The following is a 12,240-nucleotide window of genomic DNA, read 5'->3' on the forward strand; positions in this document are numbered from 1 at the left end:
TCTGCCAACAAAGGAGATCGCTATGCGTAAAGCCCGTTTTACAGAACATCAGATCATCGCCGCAATTAAGTCGGTTGAAGCCGGACGAACGGTTAAGGATGTCTGCCGGGAGGCCAGTATCTCTGAAGTGACTTACTACAACCCGAAGTCTAAATACGGCGGTATGGAGGCTTCTGATATTAAAAAGATCAAGGAGCTTGAGGACGAGAACCGACGCCTCAAACAGATGTTTGCCGACCTGAGCCTTGAGAACCGGGCGATGAAAGACGTTATCGAAAAAAAGCTTTAAAACGAGCCTTTAAGCGTGAGCTGGTCACTCATCTGATAACGACATGCGGACTCAGTATTCGCCAGGCCTGCCGGAGTCTGAACCTGAGCAGAACGGTTTACCATTACCGCCCGGATACCACGCGTGATGAACCCATCATTGCCGCATTGCAGGCGGTGGCTGAACGATATCCGCGATACGGTTTCCCGAATCTTTATCAGGTCCTGCGACGTCAGGGATACCAATAGAATCACAAAAGGCTCCACCATATTTACTGTTTGCTGAAGCTGAATTTTCGTCGTAAAGGCAAACAGAGGTTGCCGGTGCGTAATCCCTCGCCGCTGGCCACGCCGGAAGCGCTGAACCAGAGCTGGTCTGTCGATTTTATGCATGATGCCCTGGTCTGTGGCCGTCGTTTTCGCACGTTCAATGTCGTTGATAACTTTAACCGTGAGGCGTTGTCGATTGAAATCGATCTGAATCTGCCAGCTCTGCGCGTGGTCCGTGTGCTTGACAGGATCGCGGCAAATCGCGGCTATCCTGTCATGCTACGCATGGATAATGGTCCGGAATTTATCTTACTTGCACTGGCTGAATGGGCAGAGCAACATGCAGTAAAACTGGAGTTTATCCAGCCGGGTAAGCCGACACAGAACGCTTTTATTGAGCGCTTTAACCGAACATACCGTACAGAAATACTCGATTTTTATCTGTTCAGAACGCTGAATGAAGTGCGGGAAATCGCGGAAAGATGGGTGTCAGAATATAACAGTGAACGCCCTCATGAATCACTGAATAATATGACACCGGCGGAGTACCGCCAACAACATTATCTGGCTGGGATCTCAAAAAATGCATGGAGCTAAAACGGGTCTATTTACAACACCTTCTCCGACCTCTTCTACAACACCCGCACCGTCAGACATCAGAAGGCGACCAGGGCTGGAAGGAAGAACACCGCTAGCTACATTGAGATCGTGATAGTTAAGTGAGTTACTGATGATTCTGACACGTATTTCCCCGTATTCTGAGTACACCGGTTCCTGACTGTCTGCCAGTTCAATATGATTAATTCCTGGGGTTGAGCCTAATTTAGCTGATTTCATTATTCTGCCTCTGTTTACTCTTCAGTAATGCATATATATCCTTTCATTAGTCTCCCCATAAGTACGAACAAAAATGTCAGTAAGCCCAGAAAATAAAAAAGTACAGAAATACATGCTAGCTGGTATGCTGGATGGTAAAAAAATTATTGATCCATCATGCCCCTCAAGAGAGCTTCTTAGCCATATAACCAGCCGCTAGGGAGTGCTGATACTAATTGCGCTCAAAAATGAAACTCTCAGGTTCAGTGAGCTGCGGCAGAAACTCAATGGTGTGAGCGAGCGGATGCTTATTAGGGTTCTCAAGGAATTCGAAAAGGCTGGACTGGTCCTACGTGAGTCTTTCCCTGTTGTCCCGCCACATACAGAATACTCGTTAACTACGGCTGGCCAGGAAGCGGCAGGATTGATCACACTGTTGACTGACTGGATAGGAAATTATCAGATGAAGGGAAATATCGGGCCTAATAAAAAGTAGTTCTTTCCGGCCGTTAGGGTTATGTTGAGTAAACCATGACTGTGGGCATCAGGTTAAGGAATTTCAGCATTTCGCAACTTCCGCTTTTGGCACAAAGCAGATCTTAAATGGCGTCTGAATTGCACAACACGTGATCACTAAAGTTAGATAAGAAAAGTATTGATACAAAAGGGATTGAACTGCAATGCTAGCAGTAATGGGTTGCAATAACTATGTTGTCGGAAAACTCTTGGCAAAAGCAACTGGCGAGGCCATTTGCATTGCCGTATCTCGTAACTCAGCATAGCGCTTATCGAAATCTGCTGGCTTCGTTCTCTCTACCCGATGTACCTTTATTTCCGTTAACTCCCCGTCCAGTTCTACTTCACGCCATGCAGCCACCAGCAACGACATTACTTCCTGAATTCCATATGATGCAGAAGAGTCATATCGGGGAAGACTGCAGACATCAAAATTGAATAGCATCATCATCCGACATGACAAGGTACTTTCTGCCTCCCACAACCAGCGAAGAAGAGTAGGCTGTGACGGTTTACCCGCTTCAATACGTATCTTTGAATAATCGCCAATTCTGCAATAGGCTTCAGCGTGAAAACGTAGCAACTGGGCATTACCTTGTTGTACGTTGTCGCAGGAGTGGCAATTCCCATAATGTAGGGTAAACCCCAGCGCAATCAGTCGTGGGTAATGATCAGTCGCCTGCTGCAACACTCTACGAATAAGCGTGACATTGTTAACATCAGAGTTCGTCTTTAACGCTTCATTTTCAGCGCAATTGTTCATCTGTTTCTCTTTCAATAATGGAAATAAGGGGCGTGTGTAAAAGGGGACGTTGTGGGCGAATAGGTCGTTATCTGCATTTGACGCGGGTTACTGCGGTTAGGAACATTCCACGTTCGGGCATGCCATGAAATCGGCTGATACCATAAAGGTTTCATCATGCAGAAAATGCGATACTTGCCCGTTCGGGGCAAGAACCAGTACTACCGGACTCTTGCAGTAGAAGCAGTACAGTTTCCAGAATGAGGGATAGCGAAAATCTTCTGCATTGACCAGATTCCCCCATTCATCGACCGCGCATTTAGTCGGTTGTTGTTTCATACACATACCTCAAAATTATTCCTGGGTAGCAGATTATGCAGCCAAATCACTACACCACTGACCTTCTGGTAAAACCTTGTTGATGTGTTGCTGGAGACCTTCACAAGCCTGTTGAAACTTGCAGGTATCGGCAGAACTTGCCCGTTGGCAGTAGAGCGATGAGGCTTTACTTAACTGCTCAAGTGCTCTCAAGCGCCAGCCACGCCGCTCGGCATCACTGCAACATCCAGCCAAGCTATCCTGGCAGACCCTTAGCCGGATGATGTGTAAACGGTATTCCGCCACTTTTACCGCGATCATGTTCTCTGGCTGTTTCATTTTTGATTTCCCTTGTTTGACAGGTCTGAGAAATACCCGACAGGTAAGCTGCCGGGTATAAATGGAGTTGTGGAATTGTTGATTCAGTAAAGGTCGGAACGTCAGGCTTCCAGGGGCAGGTTCAGTCACGACTGCGAGGACATTATTTGTCGCCGTAATAACGGGGTTTGTACAGGATGCAGAGCCAGTTGCGTAGCCGTAGGATCAGGGGCCTGGCTTACGTGGACGCCCTGCCGCTGATCGTGGAGGAACGTCATTACAGCCGTATGCACACAAACCTTCTTTTTGTTCTTCCTTAGCCAGATAGCTCAGAACATGACGGATATTGTTAATGCTTTCCGGATCGTTATACCGAACAGGTATATTGATATTTCTAGAATACTGCGGCCGATATTCACATCGGTGCGATACGCCGTCCCAGTGCGTTATTTCCTCCCAAAATGTATTTGTTGTAAGGGCAAAGGGATAAGAGTGCTGTGTTTTTTGTCTGTCCAGCCAGAATACGACATGCGCATGGTATCTATGTCGTTCAGTCCATTCGACAACCCAGAAATAGCCCACCACACCTTTCTCTTTTGTCATTTTCTCCATTAATACACGCAAGTCATGTTCAAGTGTTTGGTGATTTAAGTGTGAATACCTGGCACTTTCCTTTTGGTAGAAAAAATCCATACGTAATGCCAAAAGGCATGAGTATCTGTTTATCATTTCATCGATGTGCGCATTAAGAACTGAAGCCAGAAACCAGTCTTCATTAAAATTTCTATCTGAATTTTTGAGCATGATTATTCCACTGCTGATGATGAGAGAGGTCAGTGCAAGCACTAAGTTAGTGATGTTCATGCAAGACTTTTCTTTAAGGCAATGCTGAGCTGATACTTAAATTAATTATTGTTTTAAAGATGAGGTTGGTTGTTGCAATAGTATTTGCGAGGTTGTTTAAAAGAGACATTGACAGTAAGCGGTGAATATAAGAACAAATGAGAGTGAGTATAATTATATTAAAAAACCTATATTAAATTACGTAACCTTCCTGTGTTAAACACCAATATTAAAGATTCTAACCTCGGGATGCTTGTATTCTTTCCAGCATCCATTTTTCCACTTCGCTTTTTAGCCAGCGTGAACTGCGACCCAGTTTAATTGGTGCAGGGAACGCATTTTCTGAAATTAATCGGTAGAACCATTTATCGGTCATGTTTGTATAGCCAGTGATGAACGTCATATCAACGAGCTGATCATTCAGTAAAGATGTGGTTGTCTGGGTGCTGGATGATATCGGATGAGTTTTGTTTGTCATGGTAATGCTCCCGCAATTTAGTGTGAGTTCGGGAGAGGGCCTGTTGCCATCGATGGAGTAACGGGCATCCTTCTCATACCATCAGCTGAGGAGTAGAAAATTACATCAGCGGGTTCTCACCAGCTAGTCGTGCTGTCAGGACACAACGTGTCCAGCTCTGTAACGTCTGATAATAAGAACAGAACTGCCGTGAGCTACGTTCGCGGAGCATGTGACAATGTAGAACATAGTGAATGCCTGCCACAAATTTCTGTATGCTGTACAAGTTTTATGAATGATCATTTTTTTTCCTGGAAAACCGCTGAAAATCCCTTTTTAAGAGGTTTGCGTCGATTTTACTCTTACAAAAAACTTACAATTTTCGAGCTATTTTCATTCAAAATAAAAACTTGTTTACTTCATAATCGATTCATTGTAAGTACTATTTATGGTGGATTTTACTACAGGAGGTAACGGTGAGTGATAGCGATAATGAGAATTATTATCTAAAAAGGATTGGTAAACTTGGCGCTGAAGAATTAGCAAGGCCAGAAGAATCTCCTTATGAGGGAGGGAACCGCTTTACCAGTCCTGAGAGCAAATTTAGTGTCGATTCTTTGGCAGAAGACGAGTCTGCGCAGGCAGCCGAGGATTGTGATATTGAAGACAGGACAGGAGAAACGGCCTCAGGCAATCCGATATCTGAAAGCAGCAAAAACGCCACTGGGGCTGATGAAGCTATTAAGCGTTTGATGCAAAATATACAGGCTGGGGAAAAACGCAATGTTAAAAGTAAAAGTCTTCATGGTGGAGATTCTTCATGTCTACAAGACGTCGATTTAAAGTGGTTGAAGGGGGCGGTTAATTCACGTGCCATTTTTTGGTTTTGGGCGTATATACGAAAAGCCTCTGCGCGGGAGCTTTGTTTACCTGAAAACACTGCGGGGTTAATTCCGGAATGGGATCGAAAAGAGGAAAACTTATACTCTTTTTTCAGACTCCCTGGTAATCCAACTAGTTCAGCTGAAAGAAGCCGGGTGATTATTACCTTCATGAATGAACTTTCTTGTTCCCTCAGTCCAGAACAAAGTAAGAAAACATTCGATTATATTCGTGGTATCTGGCTTGTTTTTAATAGTCAGGTTCAAAGCCCCAAATGGTTAAAGAAAAATGATAACGAAGCCATTGAGTGGGCGTGGTCATATTTGTCAAGGAAAAAGGATATAAAAAGAAATATTCTGTCATGGTTCAAACCAGCAGATCTTAATGAGCGATATATTGGTCTAATGGGCGCGATTGATTGCTGGGCCATCCCGAACAAATTGGATGTGGGAAATTATAGAAAATTTCTGGATGACAAAGATGCACTTGTAAAAAATATGAGGGATTCCTTTAAGCAACGAAAAAGAAGGTCTGGAAAAAATGATTTGACAATCTCTGCCAAAGCCAGCAGGGAATTATCTGAGTTAGCAGTGGCACTTGATAAAAAAGAGATTAAAGTTATTGAAAAACTTATTCATGATGAGTATCTAAGATATAAAAGCAAGCTTTTTGATTACAAAAATCCATCCTAAATAGGTAACGATAACTCCAAAAAATATAACGCCTACATTACTCATGTGAGTCGCCGGGAGAAAAATTTCCCGGCATAGTTTTTTCACAGGAGTAAATCATGCCTCAAATCCACGATCCGCAGGATACCAGTGATGCGGTGCGTACCTGTCTCAATCTCTTACCCCGGCAAGCTACTGAACGTATTCTGTTCCGCCTCAAGGAGACGATTAACTATGAACCCGTTATAGGCATCATGGGCAAAAGTGGTGCGGGCAAGAGTTCATTATGCAACGCGCTTTTTCAGCAACCCGTCTGTCTGACCAGTGATTTGCTAGGCTGCACCCGGGAACCCCAGCGTCTGTTACTCACCATTGGTGAGCGCAGCATGACACTGGTGGATTTGCCTGGGGTGGGCGAGACACCGGAATACGACGAGGAATATCTGGCGCTCTATAAGGCGTTGCTGGTAGAGCTGGATTTGATTATCTGGGTACTGCGTGCCGATGACCGTGCCCGGGCAACGGATATCACGGCATACAGGGCACTGATGGAAGCCGGTGCCGACCCTTCACGTTTCCTGTTTGTACTGACTCAGGCCGACCGCATTCCACCCCTCAGGGATGGTGAGCCCTGGCAGGCATCACCTTCTTCTGAGCAATGCCTTTCACTGGCTGCAGTCAGTGCGCAGGTTGCCGGTCAGTTGCCGTCCTCTTTCCCGGTCATGGCTGTCTCTGCACATACCGGCTATAACCTGCCCGCCCTGGTGGAGTTGATTGTGCATGCCTTGCCCGTACAGGCCAGCAGTGCCGTGTATTGCCAGCTGAAACCAGAGCATCAGACCCCGGACACTGTCGCCGCTGTACGGCAGCAGTTTGGTGAGGCAGCGGGTAAGGCTTTTGACTCGGTGATTAATCCTGACCACTTGCCTTCTGTCTGGACTGCTCTGTTAAGGAGTATCCGACAAAAGTTAGTGCAACTTGCCACGGCATTATGGGACCGAATATTTGGCTGAAATCCGCCGCTTCACCCCCTCAATTACCACATTGAAAAAACAGTACATTGATCTGTAAAAACGATCAATAATAAAATATCGATCGCTTTTATCTATTAAAATGTCGATGTATTAGCCCCCTATTGATCGCTTTTACCTATCAAAGCAAAGGGATATTTCTTTCTCAAAAGTGTTCATGAGCACGACGAACAGGGACGTTGACATGATGGTCCGGATACAAAGGTTCATCAGGTTCTGTGTACCGCGTCCCCCGTTGCCGCTTCTGATTCATTAATAAGGTGACATATGAAAATTCAGACCGTGATTGCACTTGTTTTGTCAGCCGTTTCGGTTTCTGCTCAGGCGGGTAACTGGGCTGTGAAAAACGGCTGGTGTCAGACGCTGACCGATAATGGTCAGGCACTGGTGATGCTGAAAAACAATACCATTGGCATCTTTGGTCAGTTGCAGGGCTGCCCCAATGGCCCGCAGGAACTGATGGGGAGTCGCATCAATGTAAACGGCAATCTTGTACCTACATCCCAGATGTGCAACCAGCAAACAGGATTTAAAGCTGTTGAGGTTGAAGGCGGGCAGGCACCTGCAGCCGCCAGAAAGGCAATTGCTTCGATTGCAGGTCAGGAAACATCGACCCTTCAGGTCTTTGGTGCGCAACTGACATTCACCCGAGGGGACATGATGACGGTCTGCCCGAAATACGTATCCGGCCTTGCCGCCAGCGCCGGGAGCCGTGCGCCGGAGATTAACAAAGGCTCAGTCATGAAAGCAGCAAAAGAATCCTACACGAAAGAGTATGACCGTGACACGGCTGAGGCCGCTGATTTTGGCAGCTACAAAGTGGAGGGAAATACTGTGGTTTATGAGGTCTACAATGCCGGGTACCGTACCTACGATAAGGTGACAGTCACCGTTGGCGCTGATGGTAAGGCCACCGGTGCCAGGGTTGAATATATGGGGCAATAACGCGTTATCCGCCACGCCATTCGTAATGGTAAAGGCCATGTTCCTTCGGGAGCGTGGCCTTTTCTTTTTATACCGATAAACACACAAAGGAGTGAATTATGCGATTAGCATCCCGTTTTGGTGCGGTGAACCTTGTTCGCCGTGACCGTCCCTTAACCCGTGATGAACTTGCTCACTATGTTCCCAGCGTGTTCAGTGAGGAAAAGCATGAATCGCGCAGCGAGCGCTATACCTGCATCCCGACCATCACTCTGCTGGATAACCTGCAGCGCGAAGGTTTTCAGCCGTTCTTTGCCTGCCAGACCCGTGTGCGTAACCCCGACAAGCGGGAACACACCAAACATATGCTACGTCTGCGCCGCGAAGGGCAGATTACCGGTAAACAGGTGCCGGAAATTATCCTGCTTAACAGCCATGACGGTTCCAGTTCATACCAGATGCTGCCGGGACTGTTCCGATCGGTCTGTCAGAACGGACTGATTTGCGGCGAGAGCTTTGGAGAGGTGCGAGTGCCCCATAAGGGCAACGTGGTGGAAAAGGTTATCGAAGGGGCTTACGAGGTGCTTGGGGTTTTTGACAGGGTGGAGGAAAAACGCGATGCCATGCAGTCACTAATGCTTCCGCCGCCAGCACAACAAGCACTGGCAAAAGCTGCACTGACATATCGCTTTGGCGAGGAGTATCAGCCTCTGACGGAATCACAGCTATTGGCCCCTCGTCGCTGGCAGGATGAGTCCGGAGATCTCTGGACAACTTATCAGCGTATTCAGGAAAATCTGATTAAAGGCGGACTGGTGGGGAGAGCGGCAAACGGTAAGCGCGCAAATACCCGTGCCGTTAAGGGTATCGACAGCGACGTGAAGCTCAACCGCGCCCTGTGGGTGATGGCAGAGAACATGCTGTCATTACTCGGTCAGTCCTGACATCGGAACGGAGATACATACTCGTGCATACCGAACCTGCTTTATCCCTACCCGACGGTCCGTTTACCCGCCACCAGGAAACATCCCTCACAGAGCTATATAAGAACGTCGCTATCGAAGACGACCAGGGGACACATTTTCGTCTGGTCGTACGCTATAACGGCACGATGGTCTGGCGGGCATGGAACTTCGAGCCAGAAGCCGGACGGTTACTTAACTGTTACATCACTTCTTACGGTATTCGTAAACCCTGACTGACTTAACGACCCCTTATTCCCGCCAGCCCTTACCGGCTGGCTTTTTTATTTCCGGAGACACTCACCATGAATATTGCACTCCCTGATACTTCTCTTGTCCCTGCCCCCATAACCGCCACGTTCATCCCTGATGAGCAACGTCTCAGCTTCTGGCTCCAGCATTTCAGCACGGTTCCTCAGTGGATATTACTGGAGCCACGTGTCTTTAGCCGGATGGACGCGTTATGCGCGGACTACACCGGTGGCATCTGGAATTTCTTCACGCTCAGTAACGGTGGAGCCTTTATTGCCCCGGACGGTGACGAAACATGGTCGTTGTTTAACGTCCTTAACGGTAATAGCGCCATCCTCGGTAATGAAGCGGCAGGCATCGCCGTTTGTCTGCTGGCCTGGAACAACCACGCCTGGCATACGGGCAGTGACGTGATGTGTGACCACTTTTATCGCCTGCGTGATTACGCCCTTCAGCACCCTGAATGCAGCGCCATTTTGCAGATTATTGACTGAGGGAAAAGGTATGACTGGCGAATTAACAGCGTCACCGGCAGTGCCGGTGACAACCCGTCGTACGGTTCAGCGTGCACTCTCATTACTGGAGAAACATCTTCGTGAGCCGGGTGCATTGTTTACGTCCACTGCGGCGGTTCGAGACTGGCTGCGTCTGAAAATGACCGGCCTGGAGCGCGAGGTATTTATAGTGCTGTACCTGGATAACCAGCACCGTCTGCTGGAATGCGAAACACTGTTCAGCGGTACCATTAACAGTACGGAGGTGCATCCACGTGAGGTGGTGAAATCGGCCCTGCGCCATAACGCGGCAGCCGTGCTTCTGGCACACAACCATCCTTCCGGCGAAGCGGAGCCCAGCCTGGCTGACAAGCAGATTACCGACAGACTGATGAAGGCACTGTCGCTGGTTGAAGTCAGGGTGCTGGACCACTGCATTGTCGGGGGGATGACGGTGAGTTCATTTGCAGAACGTGGCTGGCTATAAAGGAGAGTATAAATGTCGTCAACTGACATACAGCAGTGGGGATTACGTCATAACATCTCACCGTGCTTTGGTGCAAGGCTCGTCCTGGAGAGGAGCCGCCTGCACTTTCTGGCAGACCGTGCCAGTTTTAACGGTCAGTTTACCGAAGAGCAGGCGCTGCGAATCGACCGGGCATTTCCCCTAATGATGAAAAAACTGGAACTGATGCTCTCCACCGGTGAGCTCAATCCGCGCCACCCGCATTGTGTCACTCTTCAACATAATGGGCTGACCTGTGAGGCCGATACTCTTGGGAGTTGTGGCTACGTCTATCTCTCAATTTATCCAACCCGGCTGTCAACATAAAGGAGGCCGAGATGTCTGTCCCTATAGTACGCATGAATAGCTTATGGTGGGAATCGGGAAACATTGCCGTCAGGGAAGAAGAGGATTCGCTGGTCATCAGCGAGCCTTTATCCACTTTCCCGCCAGACCACCTGTTTTTGAAATCTGGACCTGGTTTGAAGCGAGTAATGACGGTTTCGCGGTTGCCTGAAACTTTACGGGTTAACCGCTACATGGCATTCAATGAAACTTATTTAAATGAGGATTAACTAATATGACACCAACGCTGGCTTTTACACTGACCGCAGTACGATATAATCTGAGAGTACAGACCCATTATGACTTCCTATTCGCCCTTCCCTGGCACACAAAACGATGCGGGGGCCTAACTGGGGGCCTTTAAATTTATATAACAGAGAAAAAACATTTACTTTCAACAAAAAGACCAATCACGTTCGATTCCTGCAGGGGACACCATGTTTACCTCATCTTACGGCTATTTCAATTCTCTTCCCCACCCGGTTTAACAATCCCAAGTGCCAGCGTATGTTGCGGATCGCGGGCTATCCAACTACAAGGTCGGCGAAAATACTCAGCACTTATCGCGGCAAGCGCGATGACAATTAACATTTCCATCTCGCCACAGTTGCCCCAATAAGCATCCTGCCGATGGCGGGTAATATTCCAGCCGCAGCCAGATAGCGTAGGCTGCGCAAACAGTATGCAGGCGTCAGGTGGCTCTTCGAGCCCGATTTGCCGCTCCGCTCGAGAGCAAGTCTCTGATAATGTTTCTTTATCTGTAACATCGTACACTTCACCGCGAGTGAGGCAGACGGAGCCGCCCTTACCAACCAGCCATAATGCCGCCGACTCGCCGGCTGGCAGTACCGAGTAAAAGGAAGCCATTAGCGAGTGGCACCCGGCCACCAGAATCGCTTCATTGCTCGCTAAGGTGTCGCTTATCGCAGCAAATTCCGCAAGGCTCTGTTCGCCTCTCCACAACCGTGGCTCAGCAGGCAACCCGACTGTAGGAAATGCCGCCTGCATCTGAGCGCAAAATGCCTGCCAGGCGCGGCGCGACCCCTGCCAGTAACAGCACCGTAAATCGGGTAACCCGGCGTGGAGGCGTTGTTCCTTCCATTGCAGCACCAGCATTTTCGCGAGCTGTACCTCGCGTTCATGCGCAGGCTCAACCAAGGTACGGGCAACTCGTAATGCCTTGCCGTTCGCCTCGTTTTTTACCTCTGCGGGACGCTGTTCATGTTTGAGCAGGCGCCACCAATGCGTATTCGTTGATCCAGACGGCCCAAGCAACACTACGTCACTTAACGTAAAATGCAGCTGATGCTCTGTCCACCACTCCTGCTGATACTGACTGACCAGCCGGTAATAGTATTGAGCGTAATGAACCGACAGCCGATAATAGAGGAGACGAAGCATCCACAGCATCACCATCACTATCGCACTGCCGCATGACACTATGCCGACAACGTTTCCAACAGGCTGAAGTATTAGCGCCCCGATTCCCGAGAACACCACCACTATCAAGCTTACCGACAACCAGAGCACACCATATGGCGGGCTGGCAACCTGGTAAGGCGGATATTCAGGTAATGGCCTCATCTTCCATATCCGCACAATAGGTGCAGAGTAAGGTTCTGGCGTC

17 protein-coding genes and 1 pseudogene are annotated in these 12,240 nt (G+C 48.3%); 11 read left to right on the forward strand and 7 right to left on the reverse strand.

From position 1 onward, the window contains the following. Positions 1-22 precede the first annotated feature (22 nt). A pseudogene (locus EAE_RS00105) lies at positions 23-1,134 on the forward strand (IS3 family transposase). Here EAE_RS00105 and EAE_RS00110 read toward each other — a convergent pair. Further along, complete coding sequence (locus EAE_RS00110; protein WP_131629757.1) at positions 1,114-1,374, reverse strand: alcohol dehydrogenase catalytic domain-containing protein; 261 nt, start codon at positions 1,372-1,374, stop codon at positions 1,114-1,116. The pseudogene EAE_RS00105 and the gene EAE_RS00110 overlap by 21 nt on opposite strands. Before the next feature lie 202 nt (positions 1,375-1,576). On the opposite strand from EAE_RS00110, the gene EAE_RS00115 reads away from it, so the two are divergent. Continuing rightward, the gene (locus EAE_RS00115) at positions 1,577-1,849 is read left to right on the forward strand and encodes a winged helix-turn-helix transcriptional regulator (protein ID WP_013878122.1); all 273 of its coding nucleotides are present in this window, start codon (positions 1,577-1,579) and stop codon (positions 1,847-1,849) included. A gap of 210 nt (positions 1,850-2,059) precedes the next feature. Here the strand turns inward: EAE_RS00115 and EAE_RS00120 are convergent, their stop codons facing one another. The 5 genes from EAE_RS00120 to EAE_RS00140 all read right to left on the reverse strand — a co-directional run bounded on the left by EAE_RS00120 (position 2,060) and on the right by EAE_RS00140 (position 4,568). Continuing rightward, positions 2,060-2,632 (reverse strand): YagK/YfjJ domain-containing protein, encoded by a 573-nt coding sequence (locus EAE_RS00120; protein ID WP_013878123.1) that lies wholly within the window; start codon positions 2,630-2,632, stop codon positions 2,060-2,062. A gap of 96 nt (positions 2,633-2,728) precedes the next feature. Continuing rightward, entirely contained in the window at positions 2,729-2,950 is a 222-nt protein-coding gene (locus EAE_RS00125; protein WP_063410966.1) for a hypothetical protein, read from the reverse strand. A gap of 33 nt (positions 2,951-2,983) precedes the next feature. Next, positions 2,984-3,268, reverse strand: a complete 285-nt coding sequence (locus EAE_RS00130; protein WP_013878125.1) for a hypothetical protein — start codon at positions 3,266-3,268, stop codon at positions 2,984-2,986. Between the two features lie 204 nt (positions 3,269-3,472). Further along, positions 3,473-4,051, reverse strand: coding sequence for a rolling circle replication-associated protein (locus tag EAE_RS00135; RefSeq protein ID WP_045362661.1), 579 nt, complete (start codon positions 4,049-4,051; stop codon positions 3,473-3,475). Positions 4,052-4,328: 277 nt separating this feature from the next. After that, a complete protein-coding gene (locus EAE_RS00140) occupies positions 4,329-4,568 on the reverse strand; it encodes a helix-turn-helix transcriptional regulator (protein WP_013878127.1) in 240 nt (79 codons plus the stop codon). A 455-nt stretch (positions 4,569-5,023) separates the two neighbouring features. On the opposite strand from EAE_RS00140, the gene EAE_RS00145 reads away from it, so the two are divergent. The 9 genes from EAE_RS00145 (at position 5,024) to EAE_RS00185 (ending at position 10,843) form a co-directional block, all read left to right on the forward strand. Beyond that, the gene (locus tag EAE_RS00145; protein ID WP_013878128.1) at positions 5,024-6,121 is read left to right on the forward strand and encodes a hypothetical protein; all 1,098 of its coding nucleotides are present in this window, start codon (positions 5,024-5,026) and stop codon (positions 6,119-6,121) included. 98 nt (positions 6,122-6,219) lie between these two features. After that, positions 6,220-7,113 carry a GTPase family protein gene (locus EAE_RS00150; protein WP_013878129.1) on the forward strand — a complete coding sequence of 298 codons (894 nt, stop codon included), beginning with the start codon at positions 6,220-6,222 and terminating at the stop codon, positions 7,111-7,113. Positions 7,114-7,398: 285 nt separating this feature from the next. Then, on the forward strand, positions 7,399-8,076 hold the full coding sequence (locus EAE_RS00155; protein ID WP_013878130.1) for a hypothetical protein: 678 nt from the start codon (positions 7,399-7,401) through the stop codon (positions 8,074-8,076). Positions 8,077-8,171: 95 nt separating this feature from the next. Then, positions 8,172-8,999: a DUF932 domain-containing protein gene (locus EAE_RS00160; protein ID WP_047057968.1), complete on the forward strand. Its 828-nt coding sequence runs from the start codon at positions 8,172-8,174 to the stop codon at positions 8,997-8,999. A gap of 23 nt (positions 9,000-9,022) precedes the next feature. After that, the gene (locus tag EAE_RS00165; RefSeq protein ID WP_072051205.1) at positions 9,023-9,253 is read left to right on the forward strand and encodes a DUF905 domain-containing protein; all 231 of its coding nucleotides are present in this window, start codon (positions 9,023-9,025) and stop codon (positions 9,251-9,253) included. A gap of 69 nt (positions 9,254-9,322) precedes the next feature. Next, a complete protein-coding gene (locus EAE_RS00170) occupies positions 9,323-9,763 on the forward strand; it encodes an antirestriction protein (RefSeq protein WP_045362630.1) in 441 nt (146 codons plus the stop codon). A gap of 10 nt (positions 9,764-9,773) precedes the next feature. Then, positions 9,774-10,250, forward strand: coding sequence for a RadC family protein (gene radC / locus EAE_RS00175; RefSeq protein WP_013878135.1), 477 nt, complete (start codon positions 9,774-9,776; stop codon positions 10,248-10,250). Positions 10,251-10,262: 12 nt separating this feature from the next. Beyond that, positions 10,263-10,595 (forward strand): type IV toxin-antitoxin system YeeU family antitoxin, encoded by a 333-nt coding sequence (locus EAE_RS00180; RefSeq protein WP_013878136.1) that lies wholly within the window; start codon positions 10,263-10,265, stop codon positions 10,593-10,595. A gap of 11 nt (positions 10,596-10,606) precedes the next feature. Then, complete coding sequence (locus EAE_RS00185; RefSeq protein WP_013878137.1) at positions 10,607-10,843, forward strand: hypothetical protein; 237 nt, start codon at positions 10,607-10,609, stop codon at positions 10,841-10,843. A gap of 232 nt (positions 10,844-11,075) precedes the next feature. Here EAE_RS00185 and EAE_RS00190 read toward each other — a convergent pair whose 3' ends face one another. Continuing rightward, positions 11,076-12,197, reverse strand: a complete 1,122-nt coding sequence (locus tag EAE_RS00190; RefSeq protein WP_013878138.1) for a hypothetical protein — start codon at positions 12,195-12,197, stop codon at positions 11,076-11,078. Positions 12,198-12,240: the final 43 nt, after the last annotated feature.

The organism is Klebsiella aerogenes KCTC 2190 (assembly GCF_000215745.1).
Taxonomy (GTDB): Bacteria; Pseudomonadota; Gammaproteobacteria; order Enterobacterales; family Enterobacteriaceae; genus Klebsiella; species Klebsiella aerogenes.